The following is an 18,271-nucleotide window of genomic DNA, read 5'->3' on the forward strand; positions in this document are numbered from 1 at the left end:
CACACTGACTCCTTCCCGAACTCAGAGGTGAAACGCTGCTGCGGCTACGATAGTTGGAGGGTCGCCTCCTGCCACAATTGCTCGGCGCCAGGTCTTTTTTTCGCATCTCAGATCTCCTTTACTTAGGTAAAGGAGGTCTTGTTTAATTTTCCGGACTTAAACTTGTTTCCCCTAGATATTTCACCTTCACTGGTGCCGGCAATTCAACGTTTGACGCTTATATTACTTGTGATTGGCAATTCTCCCACAATACTTTTTAATCGTCGTTGATACCCTGCACTTGTCCCCGTAACCGTTTCGATAAAAAAACCTACTTCTGGCATCACCTGCTTCTGCATTTGACTTCGCACTGTCTCTTCAATTCCTGCAAGGTTTGTTAATCTTTCTGGTGACGTATCTTCATATAATATTTTAGCGATCGCCTAAATATGTTATTGAAGAGCTGCCTTTTGTTCTGGAGTCATCGGTAAGTAAATACACTCGTCTTATTTATCCTGACTGATTTTCACCTTCTTTGCAAAAACTGGGATGCTCCCATTCTATTTCTCGAAAAGGATAAAACTGATATCTATTTTTCAATAATATATTTGATAGAATCAGCGTTTGCTCAGATGCCTCATGTGCAAGTAATTATACCAATTTAAAAAAAGAATCCGACACATAAATAAGACCCCTCCCCAACCCTCCCCTTGGCAAGGGCAGGGTGCCGTCAGGCGGGTGGGGTATCTGTTGCCAACATTATTTGAATTGGTATTACTTTTGAGCCATCAGGCACATAAGCAAATTTAGATAATAACTATAAATTTAACTAAGATGATGGGATAAAAAATCACTCGGATTTTCATTTGATTTTATCTATCATATCGGCACATATCAATGCTAGAAAATATTCAAATGCTCAATCAACTTTTTAGCTTTACATAATTAAGGCTTGTATACCCTTCACTTTTAATATAGCAACCAGTGTAGAAGTTTCAAATAAATCTATTGCCTATTGCTTGCCTCCACAAGTATTTTGTAGATTAAATAGGATTGCTATATTGATTTATTTAAATACAAAACTCTACTCTAAACTATCGTATTTCTACTGTTATTTAACTTAAAATTAAATAAATTTACCTATTTTTGTAAATGTGAATAGACATAAATAATACTTTAATAGAAATCTGATATTTGCAAATTATCCACCATTTTAAGCAAGCAAATACACTTATATTTTAGATATTGATTATCATATAATTATTAACCTTCAGATTGAGTTAATGATTCCAACTATATCTGAATCTTAGCAAATAGGTAGTTTTTATATGTTAGCCCTTAAAATCCTAGTTGCTGAGGATGAAAAAATCCTAGCACTCAATCTCCGAAAGAGTCTACAGAAACTAATTGATTCTGTTATTTATATTGTGAAACCTTACGTAGATACAGAACTGTATATTGCTGTCGAAATGTCTGTTGATAAGCATCAGATTGAGCAAAAGTTGCAAGAAGAAAAACAGAAGATGCTGGCAATTATTAACAGTATGCAAAGTGCTGTAATTGTCACCTATACTGACGGCTGTATTCAATTGATGAATTCGATGGCTGAATCGCTTACAGGTTGGCAGCAAGCGGAGGCTTATGGAAAAGATTTAGCAGAAGTTGTCAGATTAATTGACAAAGATATAGATGAAACAATTGAAAATTTAGCTACACGCACAATAGCAACAGGAAAAGTTTTACATCTCCCAGAAAACTGTATATTAATTGCCAAAGATGGTAAAGAAATACCAGTAGGAGATTATGTTACGCCTATTGTTGCTCATGACGGCAATATTACTGGTGCAATGTTAGTATTTCAAGATATTACTCAACGTAAACGAATGGAGGCGCAACTTCTCCAAAATGCTTTTTATGACGGGCTAACAGCACTACCTAATCGAGCTTTATTTTTAGATCGTTTGAAGCAAGCAGTAGAACGTAGTAAACGCCGAATTGATTATAATTTTGCCGTTTTATTTTTAGATTTAGATAGCTTTAAAGAAATTAACGATCGCTTTGGCAACACAATAGGTGATGATTTGTTAGTAGCTATCGGCCGTAGGCTAGAGTCATGTCTACGTAGTGGCGATACTGTAGGGCGATTTAGTGGTGATGAGTTTGCCGTACTTTTAGAAGAAATTAGAGATGTTGGTGATGCTATTAATGTTGCCAAACGAATTCAAGATACCTTAGCATTACCTCTTAATCTAAATGGACATCAAATTTCTACCACAGCCAGTATAGGTATTACAATTAACCGTAACGGTTGTGACAAACCAGAAGTTTTGCTGCAAAATGCGGATGCTGCCATGTATCGTGCTAAACAAAAAGGCAAAGCTCGTTATGCAGTATTTGAGGCAGTTATTAATAGTTAGCTCTATAGGTTTTATATTTGATTTTTGAAAAAATTCAGTGTTATGGCAATAGCCAAGGTAGTTAGGCTCTCGGCAGATGATAAAACGTAGACAGCAAAAGACACATAACTCTATCACCTCTAACCTGTCACCTCTCCCCGGCTATATTTACAGAGTTTTTTCTTGTTTCCTCTGTACACAAAAAACTTCAGTAAACAACTGACTCTATTAATCAAAATTGGTCACAATATCTGGTTTGGTAGAAGTACAAGAATTTGTGCAGGAGTAACAATTGGTACTAGTAATTTAGTTGTGAAAAATATAGCAATCCTATTTGATTGACAAACTTATTCGTCAAGAGAGGGAATAGGGAACAGATTTGTTTGAATCTCATTTAGGACTGCTATATATATGCAAATTTAATCGCCTTTGGCAACGCCTGTGGGATTATTTGCTATTTTTCAGATAATTGAGGAGCTAAATTACTATATTCTAAAATTTATATCCTCTGGCAAGCCAATAAAGCCAATCTGCGATCGCTTCTTGGGTTTCATCATCTACATCAATAGCCTGTATTTCTGATAATTTTGCCGAATAAACATCATCGTCCTTACCGTTGATGACAGCTACCTCAACATACATATCTTTTAGGCACTCATCATCAGGTGCCATTCCCAGCACTTCAACTGGTTTCTCTTCTGGTGTAGATGACTTACGGGACTTCCTTGTCCACTTAGCCATAAAAGGAAAATTTAGAGTTTCCTCTAAATAGTAATACCAACCCATCGCCCGATCTTCTTTGTCTTCTGCATCAACAATAATTTCTGTGGCGATGCGATGCTCCCGGTTTTCGTCGCGTTCAACACTAGACATAGGATAAAAACTTTCGTCTGTTGCACTTTGATATGGTATATCGCTTTAATTATTTACTGTCAATTTTTTTGGCGTTGCGGAACTAGGGAACTCAAGGCCATGACTCATGATGTAGCTGATTTTACTTTTAACTTTGTCTCAGTATGGATTTTGTATATGTAATCACTTTAAGGTTAAAGAAATATAAAATAAATTTTCTAGCAAGCTTGAATGTTATTTTGATAAGTAAGTAATGCTCATAAAATAGGCGATCGCAAGGTTGATGCATTCGTTGATACAAAGAGTATAAGGATAATCAATTATCTTGTTGCCTAAACGGATATGAAAAAAATTAAGCTAACTTTATTGGCTTCTTCAACACTTAGTTTATTCATAATTGTGCTGAATTTACTCAGACCTATTCAAGCACAAGCCCAAGCATTGTCGCTACCAGTAAAATCTAATACACTTCCCTTGCCTCGTCTTCAGCCGGAACTGATCAAAAAATTTCTTGACAGTAAAAATATTAACTCTGCGGTGATACATATTGAACAAGGTTGGAAGCAGCAATATGAGGAATATGTACAGGGAAGGCTGCCTTCTAATCAGGTTTATGAAGTGAAAAAAATAAGTCAAACACTAGATGAAATTAGCCGGAGAGTTGGCAAAAAAAGCGCATTAATATACGCAATAACTACCCCTAATCACCTCGATTTGATATTAATACCGCCGAATAAATCACCAATTCACAAACGTGTTCCCGCAGGAAAAAGAGAAGCATTGGTTAGTTTGCTGAATGAGTTCCGCCGTAATATTGTTTATCCGGTTTCTCCGCGTAGTCAGTATCTCAGTTCTGGTAAAAAAGTATATGACTTGCTAATTGCGCCTTTGGAACCTGAATTGCAAAAACAAGGGATAAATAACCTGATATTTTGTTTGGGCGGAGGATTACGAACTGTTCCTTTAGCTGCAATTTATGATGGCAAAAAATTTCTAGTTGAGAAATATAGTTTAGGAATTATCCCAGCTTTTAATCTTCTAGATTTTCGACCTACAGATATTACAGAAACTCAGGTTTTAGCAATGGGAGCTTCAGAATTTAAAAATCTGGAACCTTTACCTGCTGTTCCTTTAGAATTATCGAATATTGTTACTAATAACTGGGCAGGAAAGACTTTATTAAACCAGAATTTTACTCTAACAAATTTAAAGAAAGAACGTGCTATTTATCCTTTTGGAATAGTACATTTAGCTACTCATGCTGAATTTTCTCCTGGTTCTGTTGAGCAATCTTACATCCAGTTTTGGGATAAAAGAGTTCGCTTAGATGAACTTAAAACTTTAGAACTAGATAAACCTCCTGTGCAGTTATTGGTGTTGAGTGCTTGTCGGACTGCGTTAGGTAATCCCCAAGCAGAACTAGGGTTTGCTGGGTTGGCGGTACAATCAGGTGCAAAAGCGGCTTTAGCAAGCCTTTGGTCGGTTGATGATAGCGGTACATTGGCTTTTATGACTCAATTTTACGAAAAACTTAAAGCGAATCCAGTTAAGTCAGAAGCACTACGACAAGCTCAAATTGCAATGCTGAAACAGCAGGTAAGTTTGAAAGATAATTCGAGAATTCGTGGTAGTGATTCTTCATCTCAAGAAATTGTTTTGAATCTCGATAGTCAAGAATTATCCCATCCTTATTATTGGTCTGGATTTACATTGATCGGAAATCCTTGGTAGTGAAAAATAGGCAATAGGCAAGAAGGCAAGAGAAAAGAAGGCAGCTAACAATCTACTGATTTTTTTCAAAAATTAAATATGAGTCCTATATTATGAGTGTAATTATCTTCGGCAGTATAAATATAGATTTAGTAGCGACAGCACCCCGGCTACCAATTAGAGGCGAAACTTTACTAGGAGAAAACTTTTTTAAAGTACCGGGAGGTAAAGGCGCAAATCAAGCAGTAGCATTAGCACGGTTGGGTATTCCAACTCAGATGGTGGGACGTGTAGGGACACACAGCTTTGGTGCAGAACTGGTTAATCATTTACAAGCTGCTGGTGTGCAGACTGGTAATATTTTCTTAGATGAAACAGTAAGTTCTGGAGTTGCCATCATTATTGTTGATGATGCCGGTGAAAATCAAATTGTCGTGATTCCTGGTGCTAATGGGCAGGTAAATCAGGAAGATGTTGAGAGATTATCTTATTTATTACCAGAAGCGAAAGCACTACTTTTACAATTAGAAATTCCGCTTCCATCTGTTGTTGCAGCTGCCCACGCGGGAAGAAATGCAAATATTACAGTTATTCTCGACCCTGCACCCGCACAAGCTAATTTACCAGCAGAACTTTATCCATTAGTCGATATCATTACACCCAATGAAGTAGAAACCTCACGATTAGTTGGTTTTACTGTCGATAATCAAGATACAGCAGCTAAAGCAGCAGAGGTATTATTGCAACGGGGAACCAAATGTGCGATCGTCAAGATGGGTGGTAAAGGTGTTGTCTGTGCTACTTCAGACGAAACATTTTTTGTCCCAGCTTTTCCTGTTCATGTTGTTGATACTGTAGCAGCTGGCGATGCTTTTAACGGCGGTTTGGCAGCCGCACTTTATACTGGTCTGTCCTTAAAAGAGGCGGTGATTTGGGGTGCAGCCGCAGGTGCTTTGGCAGCCACAAAACTAGGCGCACAAACTTCATTACCTGATAGGTTTACTTTTGATACTTTCCTGAAAGAAAGGGGAGTTTTAAAGGATGAATTATGAAGTAGGTAATTTTATTTTTATGCTTTATAAGTAAACATTTATCGGTGCGTTATAGCAACGCTTAACGCAACCTACAATTTTAAAGCTTACTTGATAAACTATCTCTATTCCTTACTGTTTTGTTCATTCAATCGCCTAACTAATTCTTCAGTGCGGCCAATTGTATAATCAATAGCTTGTATTACTTTGTTGATGCTTTCTTGTGTTTGTAATTGAAAGTTTTCTTGCTTTTGAGCTAGTCTATCGATAATTGCTGCTATTTGGGCGATCGCTTCACTATTACTATGAACAATTGCTTGAAGTTCTATTTGTTTGGCTGCTAATTGATTAACTTGGTTAAATAATTCAGCGACTTGGTTTGTATTTGTCTGTTGCTGTACTGCGTTACTAAAGGTTTGCTCTTCAATACGAGTCAGTGCTTGATCGTGGCGATTTACTGTATCAGATGTGGTAGTCGCTATTTGTGCAACTTGTGCCATTAGGGGTGCTAACTGATTCAGCATTTGAGCATGAGTTGTCAGCATTGTTTCCAGCCTTTCAAGTTTGTTAGAAACTTGCCTCCCTCCATTTTGCTGATTTCCCGGTGTCTCGTTCATGCTGTTTCCCTCCAGAGATAAAGTAATCTCAACTGCATCATCCCCTAAATTGACCAAATGATTTTATATTTCAACAGAAAAAATATTCTGTTCACAGTTTTACTTACCTATATCTTCATTCCATAATTCTGGGTTGGTTTGAATAAACTGACTCATCATTTGTTCGCATTCATCTAAATTTAAATCAATCACTTCTACACCGTGAGAAACCATAAATTCTTTCGCGCCAGGAAATGTGCGAGATTCTCCAGCGATGACTTTTTTAATCCCAAATTGCACCACAGCCCCAGCACACAAATAACAAGGCATTAAAGTTGAATAAAGTGTTGTACCTTTGTAGTTGCCAATTCTGCCAGCGTTGCGGAGACAATCAATTTCGGCGTGGGTGACAGGATCGGCATCTTGAACGCGCTTGTTGTGTCCTCTGCCGACAATTTGGCCATCTTTGACCAGAACAGAACCGATAGGTATGCCGCCTTCTTGTCTGCCTTGTTTGGCTTCGGCGATCGCAGCTTGCATAAATTCATCCATTTCTTTATCCTCCTTGTATATGTCTAAACAACTTGTATTAATGGATCATGACGGTGGTGTAGATGATTATCTTGCCACTATGCTGCTGTTGACGATGGAACACATTGAACTTCTTGGTGTCATCGTCACCCCAGCTGATTGCTATATTGAACCAGCCGTGAGTGCTACACGCAAAATTATTGATTTGATGGGATTTTCTCATATCCCGGTTGCCGAAAGCACAGTACGCGGGATAAATCCTTTTCCTCAGATGTATCGGCGTGATTCGTTTATTGTTGACCATCTACCCATACTCAACCAGCAGGACACAATTAATACACCTTTAGTTGCCGAACCCGGTCAAGATTTTATGGTGCGGGTATTGCGTGATGCACCCCAACCAGTCACACTAATGGTGACAGGGCCATTAACTACCGTTGCAGTAGCGTTAGATAAAGCACCAGACATTGAAGCAAAAATTGGCAGAATTGTTTGGATGGGAGGTGCTTTAAATGTTGGTGGCAATGTGGAAAAAAGCTTAGAACCGGGACAAGATGGTTCGGCTGAGTGGAATGCCTATTGGGACGCAGTTTCAGTAGCGCGAGTTTGGCAAACTCAGATTGAAATTATTATGTGTCCTTTGGATTTAACTAACAATGTGCCAGTGACATCAGACATAGTTTACAAAATGGGAAAACAACGCCACTATCCCATCTCTGATTTAGCAGGACAATGTTATGCACTGGTAATTCCTCAAGATTTTTATTTTTGGGATGTGTTAGCTACAGCTTATTTAGGACACCCAGAATTTTATCAACTACGGGAGTGGGAAACGGAAATTATTACTACTGGTCTTAGCCAAGGGCGTACTAAAGTAATGAGTGGCGGTCGTAAGATTTATGCAATGGATCAAGTTGATAAGGATGCGTTTTACGACTATATTCTGCAACAGTGGGCAAGGTGATATTTTGGGGCAGAGGATAGGCTTGTGCATTAACAATGTAAAGCGATGCATTAGCAATGTAAGACGATACATTAACAATGTGAGGCAATGCATTAACAATGTGAGGCGATACATTAACAATGTAAGGCGGTGCATTAATAATGTGAGGCGATACATTAACAATGTAAGCTAGTACGTTGAGTGTAAGGAACGGCAACCCTACATCATTTTTTTAACGCAAAGGCACACGGAGGTTAACGCAGAGTATCGCGGAGATATGGCTGAAGAACAGGGCAAAGTTTACTTAGTAGGCGCGGGGCCGGGAGATGTGGCATACCTGACGGTAAAAGCTTACAGTCTCTTGGCTGTGGCTGAGGTATTGGTTTACGATGCTTTGGTAGATGAGCAATTGTTGGAGTGTGTACCACCAGATTGTTTAAAACTGGATGTGGGTAAGCGTGGTGGTAAACCGAGTACACCGCAGACTGAAATTAATCAGTTATTGGTGCAGCATTGTCAAACAGGGAAGCAAGTCGCTAGGTTAAAAGCAGGCGACCCGTTTATTTTTGGCCGTTGTACTTCAGAAATTGAAGCTTTAAAAGCAGCTAAGTGTGAATTTGAAGTTGTACCAGGAATTTCCTCTGCTTTAGCCGCACCTTTGCTGGCAGGAATTCCGTTAACAGACCCCGTGATGAGTCGTGGTTTTGCTGTGGTGACAGCACACGAACCGGAAGCTTTGGACTGGGAAGCTTTATCACGGTTAGAGACGCTAGTAATATTGATGGGTGGGCAGAATCTAGGGGAAATTTTACATCAATTGTTGCGCTATGGGCGATCGCGCTTCACTCCCATTGCCATTATCCGTTGGGCAGGAACCCCGAATCAACAAATTTGGACTGGTCAACTGTGCAATATTTTAGAAAAAACAGATGGAGTATCTCTTTCGCCAGTGGTAATTGTAATTGGTGAAGTTGTGAGGCTACGCCAGTACTTGCAATCTGAGAAAATACATTCTAACAATTCAATTACTGCCGCTATGATGTCCAAAACCCTTCCCCTTGCTGGTAAAACAGTTTTAGTTACCCGTTCTGTAGGACAGTCGAGCCAATTTAGCGATCGCCTCACCGCAGTTGGTGCTAAAGTCATTGAAATGCCAGCTTTAGAAATTGGCCCGCCTTCTAGTTGGTCAGCTTTAGATCATGCGATCGCTAGTTTATCCCACTTTGATTGGTTAATTCTCACTTCTACCAACGGTATTGAATACTTTTTTGCCAGACTCACTGCACAAGGTAAAGATTCTCGCGCTTTAGCTGGAGTAAAAGTTGCCGTTGTTGGTGAAAAAACAGCCCAATGTCTCAAACAACAAGGTCTACAACCAGATTTTATCCCGCCTAATTTTGTCGCAGATTCTTTAGTGGAAAACTTTCCTGAAGAACTATCGGGGAAAAAGATTTTATTCCCCAGAGTTGAAAGCGGCGGTAGAGAAATTTTAGTGAAAGAATTAACTGCTAAAGGTGCAGAAGTTATTGAAGTAGCGGCTTATCAGTCTTGCTGTCCTAGTAGTATTCCTGAAGCAGCAAAATCAGCTTTGCAAAATCATCAAATCGATATCATTACTTTTGCAAGTTCTAAAACTGTACAATTTTTCTGTCAAATTTTAGAAACAGTATTTGCTAATAATGCATCTATACTTGCAGATTATTTACAAGATGTTTGTATTGCTTCCATCGGCCCCCAAACTTCTAAAACTTGTCATGCTTTATTTGGTCGCGTAGATGTAGAAGCTGAAGAATATACTTTGGATGGACTGACTCAAGCAATAATTAAAAAGTATGAAGTATGAAATTTTATATTTTAGCCTCCAGACAAATGACCAATGACAAATAACAAATGACCAAACGCATCATCGGATTAACTGGAGGAATTGCCACCGGGAAAACTACTGTTGCTAATTATTTAGCCAGTGCTTACAACCTGCCAATTTTTGATGCTGATATTTATGCTAGAGATGCTGTTGCTGCGGGTTCACCAATTTTAAATGCGATCGCCCAAAAATATGGTGAACAAATATTACTTCCTGATGGCAGTCTTAACCGTCAACAATTAGGTGAAATTATCTTTGATAATCAACAAGAAAGGCAATGGATAGAAGGATTAATTCATCCTTATGTTAAAGAGTGTTTTGATAAAGCGATCGCTGAATCTACGGCTGAAACTTTAGTATTAGTAATCCCTTTATTATTTGAAGCGCAAATGACCCATTTAGTTACAGAAATCTGGGTGGTAAGTTGTTCTGTGGAACAACAACTGCAAAGATTAATTCAGCGCAATCATCTTAGTTACGAACAAGCACAAGCCCGAATAAATAGCCAACTACCTCTAGCAGAAAAAATAGCTCGTGCAAATGTTGTATTAGATAACTCTTTTAGTTTAGATATATTACTACAGCAAATAGATGTTGTTTTAAAACAAGCAGTAATAGAATAAAATCAATATCTTTTCAAGCAATCAAATTTAATTGTATTAAACTATATTTGCATAGATAATTCGTAACTTATAATTATAAATTACGAATTACGAATTACGAATTAACTAAGTTTCTCCTCCAACTACTACATCCCTAATGCGGAGACTAGGGCCGCCACAACCTACAGGTAAACCATTTTGTCCACCTTTGCCGCAACCACCAGACTCATCCCAATAGAAGTCATCGCCAATGGCTTCTATATCGGCAAGGGTCTGAAAAACGTTACCAGAAAGGGTTACATCTTTAACAGGTTCCGCAATTTTGCCGTTTCTAATCATCCATGCTTCGCCAGCACTAAAAGTAAACATTTCCCCATTAGTCATCCCACCCAGCCAGTTACGGGCATAAACTCCTTCTTTAATACCCGTAAATAAATCTGCCACAGGCGTCTTACCTGGTTCAATCCAAGTATTAGTCATACGTACAATCGGGCTGAAGTGATAATTAAGACAACGCGCATTGCCAGTAGGTACTTCATCTAATTTGCCTGCGGTTTCCCGCGAATGCAAACGTCCTACCAAAATTCCATCTTTAATTAGTTGGGTAGTAGTGGCGGGTGTCCCTTCATCATCATAAAAATAACTACCGCGATGTCCTTCTGGAGCCGCACCATCATAAATTTGCAGTTCTTCTGGCCCAAATCGCCTTCCGATAGTCATCACTTCCAGCAAATCAGGATTTTCGTAAGCCATATCAGCCTCGGAAAGATGCCCAAAAGCTTCATGAACAAACAAACCTGTGAGAATAGGGTCGATAACTACGGTGTAAGTATTGCCTTTGACTGATGGTAAAGATAAAGCTGCAACCGCCCTCTGGGCAGCATTCTTAACTTGTTCATCTAAATTAACTAAATCTTCGTAAGCTTTGCGAGAACCAGTAGTTTCCCTTCCGGTTTGCACAGTTTCGCCATTTCTCGCAGTCGCAGCGAAGCGCATTTCCATATCTACCCAAGATTGTTCGATAAAAGTCCCTTCCGAGGTGGCGAGGATGATTTTTTGCGCGCTGTCACCGTAGCGAACAGAGGTAGTCGTAATGCGGGGGTCAATGCTTTTTAATAATTCAGTGTAGCGATCGCACAATTGTTTTTTCTGCGATAAGCTAACTTGACGCGGATCTGTACCTGTCAAAGGTAATCGGCAAATTGCTTGCACTGGGTCGATAGGAGCCAGTACAGTTTCTTCATCACCAACCATCCGCGCAGCTGCGATCGCTTCTTCAATCCGTTCTTTAATAGTAGAAAGCTGGTTAAAACTGCTTAAACCCCAGCCACCTTTATAACAAGCCCGAATATGTCCACCAATGGAAATACCTTCACTCAGGGTTTCTACCTTGTCGCCACGCAACAAGATATCAGTCCCCTCTGCTTCCTCTAGGCGAATCATCAAATAATCTACACGGGATGAGTAGCGGGCGATGAGATCAGAAACTAAATTTTGTGCGTCAGCAAGTGTAGTCGGCATTCTCGGTAGTTACCACGACGAACTGCCTATATATTGTGCAATTATTCGGGCAATGTCGGCTACTGATTTTTCAGAGTCCGGGGAATTGGGGATTAAGGTGTTGTATAGCAATCAACAGTTTCAAAACTTCCATGCAATTTACAGATTTTTGGTATATTGTCGCACTTAGCAACCAACTACGAGCCAACACAGTATTAGCACGGACTGTTTTAGGAGAGTGGTTAGCGATATTTCGTGGCGCAGATGGAAAAGCTGTGGCGTTGCGGGATAAGTGTTTGCACCGCAGTAGCCGTTTATCAACAGGTAAAGTTTGTCACGGTGCGTTGCAATGTCCTTATCATGGTTGGGTATACGATCGCAATGGTAAAGTGATTGCTGTTCCAGCTGAGGGAGATGATTTTCAACCTTCCCAGCAGCGTCAAGCAAAGCGTTACATTACCAAAGAACAGGATGGTTATGTATATGTGCGGTTAGCTGATACTCCCAGCGAAGATTTTGAACCATTTTCTATGCCTCACTATGGAGAATCAGGGTGGGAAACAGTACGGGTAATTAACCGTTTTGCTAATAATGTGACTAATTGTGCAGAGAACTTTATTGATATTCCGCATACAGCTTTTGTGCATCCTGGCGTATTTCGTAAATCTCGCCAGCAAAAGTTAGAGATGACTGTAGAACGTACTAATGGTGCAGTGTTGGTGGAGTATCGCAACGAAACCAGTAATTTAGGCTGGTACAGCCGTTTTCTGAATCGCAAGGGTGATGAGATTAAACATAGTGATCGCTTTTATCTGCCCAATATTACTTCGGTGGAATATCAAATGGGATACAATCGCCATTTATTTATTACTAGCCAATCTATCCCCGAAACCGACAATTCCACATTGGTTTACACCGATGTCACCTATAACTACGGCATCTGGAACAAACTAGCCCGTCCGTTTGTGTGGTGGACGGCTCAACATATTATCCGCCAAGACGTGGAAATTTTGGGGATTCAAGGTGAAGCGATCGCCAAATACGGTACACACTTTTCCAATACCCCAGCAGACACAATTCATGTGTTTGTCGAGTCAATTAGAACAGCTATATCTCGTGGAGAAGACCCGCGATTATTGCCAAACCAATCAGTTAAGGTAACATTTTGGGTTTAATAATTCGGAGTTCAAAAACTTAGATTATATTGAGAATTGGTAGAATCATACAATATGCAAAATTCTGCACTAATTATAATATTTGTTACATTTAGCGGGTTATTTGGGTGGACAATTAGCGATAAGTCTGGTCGAACTCAACTAAAATTGAAAAGCCATGAAGATTGGCTATTAGATGGTATAGGTTTAACAATCCAAGGAATTTTAATTCCCTTGTTACAAGCTACTTTAGTTTATTGGCTATACCATCATTTATTACCCAATCATCAGGCTTCTTTAAAATTATCGCTTCTTTTAAGTTTTATTGTCAGTTTTGTTTTAGTGGATTATTTATATTATTGGAATCATCGTTTATTGCATAGTAAATTGTTTTGGCAAGTACATCAAATCCATCACACTGTTACTCAGATGGATGTATTAGGAACATCTCGTAATACCATTTGGACAAGTTTGTTAATTGTTTATTTATGGATACACTCTTTATTTTTATATCTACTGACTGAGCCAACAGGTTATTTACTAGGAGTCAGCCTAACTTCTGCCTTAGATTTATGGCGACATAGCCGCTTAATAATTTCCGCTAATAGCTGGCTTTATAGATTTCTGTCTTCCTGGTTAATTCTGCCGCAGGATCATGCTTGGCATCATGGCAAAGAAATTAGCAATTGCAACTATGGTGCTAATCTCAAAATTTGGGACAAGTTACATAGAACCTATTATGAAAGTCAAGAATTGCCACCTGCTATAGGAATTTCAACATCATTAACTTTCACCCAAAAACTCTTATTTCCGTTTTCATGACAGTTCTGAGTACAGTTCTATTATTCTTTCCCACTCTTGTGTTAATGCTCACTGGTGCGGCACTAGTTTATTTCGCCTATTCACCCAGCATTTTTAGTATTTTGTCTGTGTTGCTTTCTATTTACGGTTTGCCAGTGCTAGTTTATCGCTTACATCAATGGGCGTATCCTGTGCAGGAAGGTATTAGTTATTTAAAAGGTAAAGAATATAGTCCCTGGTGGGGTAGTCATCAAATTCAAGCAATTTATATTGCAATTCCGACTTTGGAAGCAATTTTGCGGTTAATTCCCGGAGTATTTTCTTTTTGGTTGCGATTGTGGGGTGCAAAAGTCGGGCGCAATGTTTACTGGACACCAGGATTAGAAATTGCCGATCGCGGTTTATTAGAAATAGGCGATCGTGTAGTTATCGGACATCGTGTAGGTTTATATCCCCATATCATCAAACCTCGCAAGCAAGACTTAATGTTATATGTTAAGAAAATCAAGATTGGCAATGATGTCTTTGTCGGAGCCGGCTCAAATCTTGGCCCTGGTGTAGTCATTAGCCATCATACATTCCTTCCTGCTGCTACAAACCTTTATCCTAACCAGCACGTAAATAACTAACACTGAGTTGAAATCAGCTATAAATAAAATGGAATGTGAGTAATCAACAAATTTGTCAACGCAGACAAATAATTAGTTAATGTACAAAACGAGCGTGGAGGGATTTGAACCCCCGACCCACAGAACCGGAATCTGATTAAGTCCACTATATTTAGTGCCCTCCCAGATTTCTCTCATCAAAATTCTCAAAATTGAGAGAAAAATGAGAGAAAAACAGAAGCAAGGTAACACAGCTAATAATCTCATAGGTTATGAAACTTTATTAAGTTTCTTTAAGGAAGTACAGGGTCAAACTCCCAAAGGTATAACTCTGAAAAAAGACAGGAAGCCTAGTGGTACTTATATTCTCTTACAATTCAAACTCGGTAATAAGCGTGTAGCTAAAGCGTGTAACTGTGCTTTTACGATGGATGGTATAGCTAATGCACTCAGGAAAGCTAACCAAGTTAGTGAGGCATTGGGGAAGTTTAGCAGTGAAACAGGGTTTTTAGCTTGGTATGATGAGCATATATTAGAAAAAAATCAAGTCAAAAATGACTTAATTACATTTGGCGAAGCTATCAAACTAGTAGAAGATAATTATTGGAATAGCTACACTAAAAAGCATCAACCGCGAGATAGAAATAACCCCAGCCATCAGTCATGTTGGTATGAAGTTTACTATTGCTTCTATAAACTATTACCCTTCAATAATAATGTCAATATCACTGATATTATGGAGGCTATTAATAGTAAAAACAAGGGTAGTAAGCGATTTAAAGACTGCGTTTCTGCAATGAAAAAACTCTGTGAAGTAATAGGCAATAACAAGCTAAGGGATGAATTAGGGAAAATAAATATTACACAAACCAAATTCAAGGATAACCTTCAAAGCATTTCATTAGAGGATTTCTTTAAATTAATAGATGATATTCTAGACATCCCTGAGAATGATTTACGTAGTGATATTGATTCCCGTGAGTCCTGGGCTTTTGTGTTTTCATTACAGGTAATTTATGGACTGCGAGTTAGTGAAGTCTTTGCAATCCAAAATATTGATAAGCCTTTTAAAACTAAGGATGATATTGTTATACCTCCCATACAAAGCCCTGAGAACAAAGATATGATTGCTGTTGTGGGTAGTGAAACTGTACTAGGAACTACTACTAAAACTGGGTATCGTTTAGCTATTCCATTAATACCTCCCACATGTCCTGATCTGATTGAAAGACTAGGGATTAAATCAGGTAAACTACCTGTGTTTCATTTAAACTCACAGAATCCAAACTCAATTAGAGCTTACATCAGCCAGAGGGCTTATAGGGTACTAAATAGATGGGCTAAGAACTCTAAATTTACTCAGACCCATGCATTGCGGCACCTAGCTAACCTTAACGGCATAATGGCAGGGATACCCTTAGAGAAAAGGGCAATGAGTTTAGGTCACACTCCCAGCATGAATGACAAAGTGTACAAAAAACGTCAAACAACCAAAACTACATTAGACTTGCTAACAAACTCCACCCACCAAACTATTCCAATATCTTCAGCGATAACTATAGCTAAACAGTTAGGATGTAATGATACAAAGTCAGTTAAGTTATTAGCAGCTATATATGGTCTAACTGAAGATGAAATAGCTTCTTTACTAATAGGTAACTAACATTAAGAAGCTATATAGGACTGCCTGAACTTAAGCAGTCCTAAATTCCAAACTGGGCCGCTACATAAAACCCTAATAGTAAATACAGTAGTATAAAAGTAGAGAGAGATGATGAGGTTAATTGTAAGGGTACTTTAGTTGTCAAGGTATGGGTCTATATTAGGTACTTTTCTAACCTTATAAGTTAGCTGTGACCTCTAATTATAAATCCATAATATTTAGCTACCTGTCTGGAATGCAGGTGGAAATGATAGTTTAATTACCCCTTACTATATCTACAAATATTTCTATTGATTAGCTGGTTAGTTGGCTGGAATGATTGAGGTTATTGGTTCTCCTAGAGATTAGGTAGGCTAGAGGAGGTATATAACTTGAGGTTTTTTACACCTCACTTACATAAAGTCAACTAACTAAAGGGGGAATTGTAATAAATTCTCTTTACGCTAATGCTAACTTTTAATTGACTACCTTAGTGAGCTACTATTAGTCTTCTAGAGAGAGAAGATAGTTAGCGATCGCATCCTTTTAATTCAGTTAACCAGTGTTAGCTGAATGGGATGCCTCATTAGTTGTCTCTCTATATATGGCTAATAAAGTTAACTGATGTGGTGTTATCTCTCCTATAGATTACCTGTCTATTATTACTATTAGGGCTATAAGTAGCGGCCCAGATTGCGGTTAACTTCAGATTAGCAGACATAAAAATAGCCCCCATTAGGGAGCGATCGCTTACTTTTAGGAGACTTAATAATGACTTATGTATCTGAGGTCATGGGTTATCAACCTTATTAACAGTCATTGATTTAGTTTTCTTCTCTCTTGTTATCTCTTTTTGGAGTTTGTCAATTAGCTTATCCATATTAGAATTTAGCGTTGTTCTGAGTATAAGTAAGTTACCAAGAGTGCTTTCTAAAATCTCAATCCTCTCACCTTCTTTTTCCTCATTAAATCCTTGCTCAATAATCCCATTCCAGTCACCTATTATATTCTGTAAACAATAAAGTTCTATCTTAATATCATCTTGAATTGGTAGCGGCATTTTATTGACCTTATATTAGTAACTAATTTTATCTATTATAGAATTAAAACTTGTTGTCTTGATAGGGAGTTAATAGCATAGCGATCGCAACATCATATGAAGACCTTATAACTAATTCTAATTACAGAGAATCAAACCTTATCTACCTAAATTTTAAGCTAACTAATTAGTAGATTTTTATATGTAATAGTTCCATATTTTGCAATATTTACTATTGACAAATAGTTGAATAAATGCTATAATATATATTATGAAAGGTGAGGGTAGGAAAACACCTACAGCCAAAAGGACAAGGTACTGAACGCTCCACTAAGCAGTATACATCCCAAGGTTTGAACAATAGTGAACGCATCACAGTTAATAGCTAACTTTCATCGGTAAGACAGCCGTAAAAACTTGAACAGCTACAGTCCTGCATGGCGACGTGGAGATAAGATTGAAAAGGGGTTTTGACAGTGCAACCATATACTGTTGGCAGAAATAGAATTACAGCCACCTAGAATAATCCGTAGACTTCCAGAGGATGACCAACGTTAGATTAATCCTCCTAACGCCTCTAGAGCAATCTGAAGCTTAGTTATAAGAGCCTTCTGAGAGAAATCTTAGGAGGCTTTTATTATGTCAACTTATTATTTTGTAGCTGTCTTAATGGAGTAAGAAATAGTAGTAAGTTAGCCTCACTTAGGGAGCGATCGCTTGTTTAGTAAACTGATTCTCTGTTAGCAAAAGAGTTATCTATATAGACTAAAAGACCCCTGCGTTTGAAACGGAGAGGTCTTCTTGAGTTATCTGGCTAGTTGAGTTATGCCGCCTTTGAAGGAACTGAGTAGCCCTCCTTTTGTAGGAATCTAATTAGGAAGCTTAACCCCTTTTGAGTCACCTTAGTTACTGGCTGAACACCTACAGCAGTTTCCTGTGTTATGAGGTACAGTAACAGCAATTAGTAAACCAGTTTCTTAAATGTTGAGGATTCATTAAGTTGAGTGCAACTGAGATAACTGT

General features: G+C 38.5%; 15 protein-coding genes and 1 pseudogene. 10 read left to right on the forward strand and 6 right to left on the reverse strand.

All coding sequences use genetic code 11. The annotated features are described in order from the left end of the window. Positions 1–209: 209 nt before the first annotated feature. Positions 210–428: pseudogene (locus H6G76_RS32755) on the reverse strand (ISKra4 family transposase); the annotation flags it as partial. Between the two features lie 879 nt (positions 429–1,307). On the opposite strand from H6G76_RS32755, the gene H6G76_RS32760 reads away from it, so the two are divergent. Next, positions 1,308–2,396, forward strand: a complete 1,089-nt coding sequence (locus H6G76_RS32760) for a diguanylate cyclase domain-containing protein (protein ID WP_190710179.1) — start codon at positions 1,308–1,310, stop codon at positions 2,394–2,396. A gap of 471 nt (positions 2,397–2,867) precedes the next feature. Here H6G76_RS32760 and H6G76_RS32765 read toward each other — a convergent pair whose 3' ends face one another. After that, positions 2,868–3,248 (reverse strand): calcium-binding protein, encoded by a 381-nt coding sequence (locus H6G76_RS32765; RefSeq protein WP_190710181.1) that lies wholly within the window; start codon positions 3,246–3,248, stop codon positions 2,868–2,870. A gap of 321 nt (positions 3,249–3,569) precedes the next feature. On the opposite strand from H6G76_RS32765, the gene H6G76_RS32770 reads away from it, so the two are divergent. Together H6G76_RS32770 and rbsK are read left to right on the forward strand one after the other, a co-directional pair. Further along, positions 3,570–4,958, forward strand: a complete 1,389-nt coding sequence (locus H6G76_RS32770; protein WP_190710183.1) for a CHAT domain-containing protein — start codon at positions 3,570–3,572, stop codon at positions 4,956–4,958. 92 nt (positions 4,959–5,050) lie between these two features. After that, entirely contained in the window at positions 5,051–5,989 is a 939-nt protein-coding gene (rbsK, locus tag H6G76_RS32775) for a ribokinase (RefSeq protein WP_190710185.1), read from the forward strand. A gap of 104 nt (positions 5,990–6,093) precedes the next feature. Here rbsK and H6G76_RS32780 read toward each other — a convergent pair whose 3' ends face one another. After that, a complete protein-coding gene (locus tag H6G76_RS32780; RefSeq protein ID WP_190710187.1) occupies positions 6,094–6,585 on the reverse strand; it encodes a hypothetical protein in 492 nt (163 codons plus the stop codon). Positions 6,586–6,684: 99 nt separating this feature from the next. After that, positions 6,685–7,116, reverse strand: a complete 432-nt coding sequence (locus H6G76_RS32785; protein ID WP_190710188.1) for a nucleoside deaminase — start codon at positions 7,114–7,116, stop codon at positions 6,685–6,687. A 19-nt stretch (positions 7,117–7,135) separates the two neighbouring features. On the opposite strand from H6G76_RS32785, the gene H6G76_RS32790 reads away from it, so the two are divergent. The 3 genes from H6G76_RS32790 to coaE all read left to right on the forward strand — a co-directional run bounded on the left by H6G76_RS32790 (position 7,136) and on the right by coaE (position 10,525). Beyond that, positions 7,136–8,059 carry a nucleoside hydrolase gene (locus tag H6G76_RS32790; RefSeq protein ID WP_190710190.1) on the forward strand — a complete coding sequence of 308 codons (924 nt, stop codon included), beginning with the start codon at positions 7,136–7,138 and terminating at the stop codon, positions 8,057–8,059. Positions 8,060–8,315: 256 nt separating this feature from the next. After that, entirely contained in the window at positions 8,316–9,881 is a 1,566-nt protein-coding gene (cobA, locus tag H6G76_RS32795) for a uroporphyrinogen-III C-methyltransferase (protein WP_190710192.1), read from the forward strand. A gap of 47 nt (positions 9,882–9,928) precedes the next feature. After that, positions 9,929–10,525 carry a dephospho-CoA kinase gene (coaE, locus tag H6G76_RS32800; RefSeq protein ID WP_190710194.1) on the forward strand — a complete coding sequence of 199 codons (597 nt, stop codon included), beginning with the start codon at positions 9,929–9,931 and terminating at the stop codon, positions 10,523–10,525. Positions 10,526–10,630: 105 nt separating this feature from the next. On the opposite strand, the gene H6G76_RS32805 is transcribed toward coaE, so the two are convergent. Further along, positions 10,631–12,025: a TldD/PmbA family protein gene (locus H6G76_RS32805; protein WP_190710196.1), complete on the reverse strand. Its 1,395-nt coding sequence runs from the start codon at positions 12,023–12,025 to the stop codon at positions 10,631–10,633. A 131-nt stretch (positions 12,026–12,156) separates the two neighbouring features. Between H6G76_RS32805 and H6G76_RS32810 the strand changes: the two genes are divergently transcribed. From H6G76_RS32810 to H6G76_RS32825, 4 genes are all read left to right on the forward strand, one after another. Continuing rightward, positions 12,157–13,179: an aromatic ring-hydroxylating dioxygenase subunit alpha gene (locus tag H6G76_RS32810; RefSeq protein WP_190710198.1), complete on the forward strand. Its 1,023-nt coding sequence runs from the start codon at positions 12,157–12,159 to the stop codon at positions 13,177–13,179. Positions 13,180–13,233: 54 nt separating this feature from the next. Beyond that, positions 13,234–13,980 carry a sterol desaturase family protein gene (locus H6G76_RS32815; protein WP_190710200.1) on the forward strand — a complete coding sequence of 249 codons (747 nt, stop codon included), beginning with the start codon at positions 13,234–13,236 and terminating at the stop codon, positions 13,978–13,980. Beyond that, entirely contained in the window at positions 13,977–14,588 is a 612-nt protein-coding gene (locus H6G76_RS32820; RefSeq protein WP_190710202.1) for an acyl transferase, read from the forward strand. Before H6G76_RS32815 ends, H6G76_RS32820 begins: the two co-directional genes overlap by 4 nt. A 202-nt stretch (positions 14,589–14,790) precedes the next feature. Then, the gene (locus H6G76_RS32825) at positions 14,791–16,230 is read left to right on the forward strand and encodes a site-specific integrase (RefSeq protein ID WP_190710204.1); all 1,440 of its coding nucleotides are present in this window, start codon (positions 14,791–14,793) and stop codon (positions 16,228–16,230) included. A gap of 769 nt (positions 16,231–16,999) precedes the next feature. Here the strand turns inward: H6G76_RS32825 and H6G76_RS32830 are convergent. Continuing rightward, entirely contained in the window at positions 17,000–17,269 is a 270-nt protein-coding gene (locus H6G76_RS32830) for a hypothetical protein (protein WP_190710206.1), read from the reverse strand. Positions 17,270–18,271 lie beyond the last annotated feature (1,002 nt).

The organism is Nostoc sp. FACHB-152 (genome assembly GCF_014697475.1).
Lineage (GTDB): Bacteria > Cyanobacteriota > Cyanobacteriia > Cyanobacteriales > Nostocaceae > Nostoc_B.

Coding starts and splice junctions, on each gene's coding strand:
- coaE (WP_190710194.1), top strand. CDS start 9,929: ATGACCAAACGCATCATCGGATTAACTGGAGGAATTGCCACCGGGAAA.
- H6G76_RS32810 (WP_190710198.1), top strand. CDS start 12,157: ATGCAATTTACAGATTTTTGGTATATTGTCGCACTTAGCAACCAACTA.
- H6G76_RS32760 (WP_190710179.1), top strand. CDS start 1,308: ATGTTAGCCCTTAAAATCCTAGTTGCTGAGGATGAAAAAATCCTAGCA.
- H6G76_RS32825 (WP_190710204.1), top strand. CDS start 14,791: ATGAGAGAAAAACAGAAGCAAGGTAACACAGCTAATAATCTCATAGGT.
- H6G76_RS32805 (WP_190710196.1), bottom strand. CDS start 12,025: ATGCCGACTACACTTGCTGACGCACAAAATTTAGTTTCTGATCTCATC.
- H6G76_RS32830 (WP_190710206.1), bottom strand. CDS start 17,269: ATGCCGCTACCAATTCAAGATGATATTAAGATAGAACTTTATTGTTTA.
- cobA (WP_190710192.1), top strand. CDS start 8,316: ATGGCTGAAGAACAGGGCAAAGTTTACTTAGTAGGCGCGGGGCCGGGA.
- rbsK (WP_190710185.1), top strand. CDS start 5,051: ATGAGTGTAATTATCTTCGGCAGTATAAATATAGATTTAGTAGCGACA.
- H6G76_RS32815 (WP_190710200.1), top strand. CDS start 13,234: ATGCAAAATTCTGCACTAATTATAATATTTGTTACATTTAGCGGGTTA.
- H6G76_RS32790 (WP_190710190.1), top strand. CDS start 7,136: ATGTCTAAACAACTTGTATTAATGGATCATGACGGTGGTGTAGATGAT.
- H6G76_RS32780 (WP_190710187.1), bottom strand. CDS start 6,585: ATGAACGAGACACCGGGAAATCAGCAAAATGGAGGGAGGCAAGTTTCT.
- H6G76_RS32820 (WP_190710202.1), top strand. CDS start 13,977: ATGACAGTTCTGAGTACAGTTCTATTATTCTTTCCCACTCTTGTGTTA.
- H6G76_RS32770 (WP_190710183.1), top strand. CDS start 3,570: ATGAAAAAAATTAAGCTAACTTTATTGGCTTCTTCAACACTTAGTTTA.
- H6G76_RS32785 (WP_190710188.1), bottom strand. CDS start 7,116: ATGGATGAATTTATGCAAGCTGCGATCGCCGAAGCCAAACAAGGCAGA.
- H6G76_RS32765 (WP_190710181.1), bottom strand. CDS start 3,248: ATGTCTAGTGTTGAACGCGACGAAAACCGGGAGCATCGCATCGCCACA.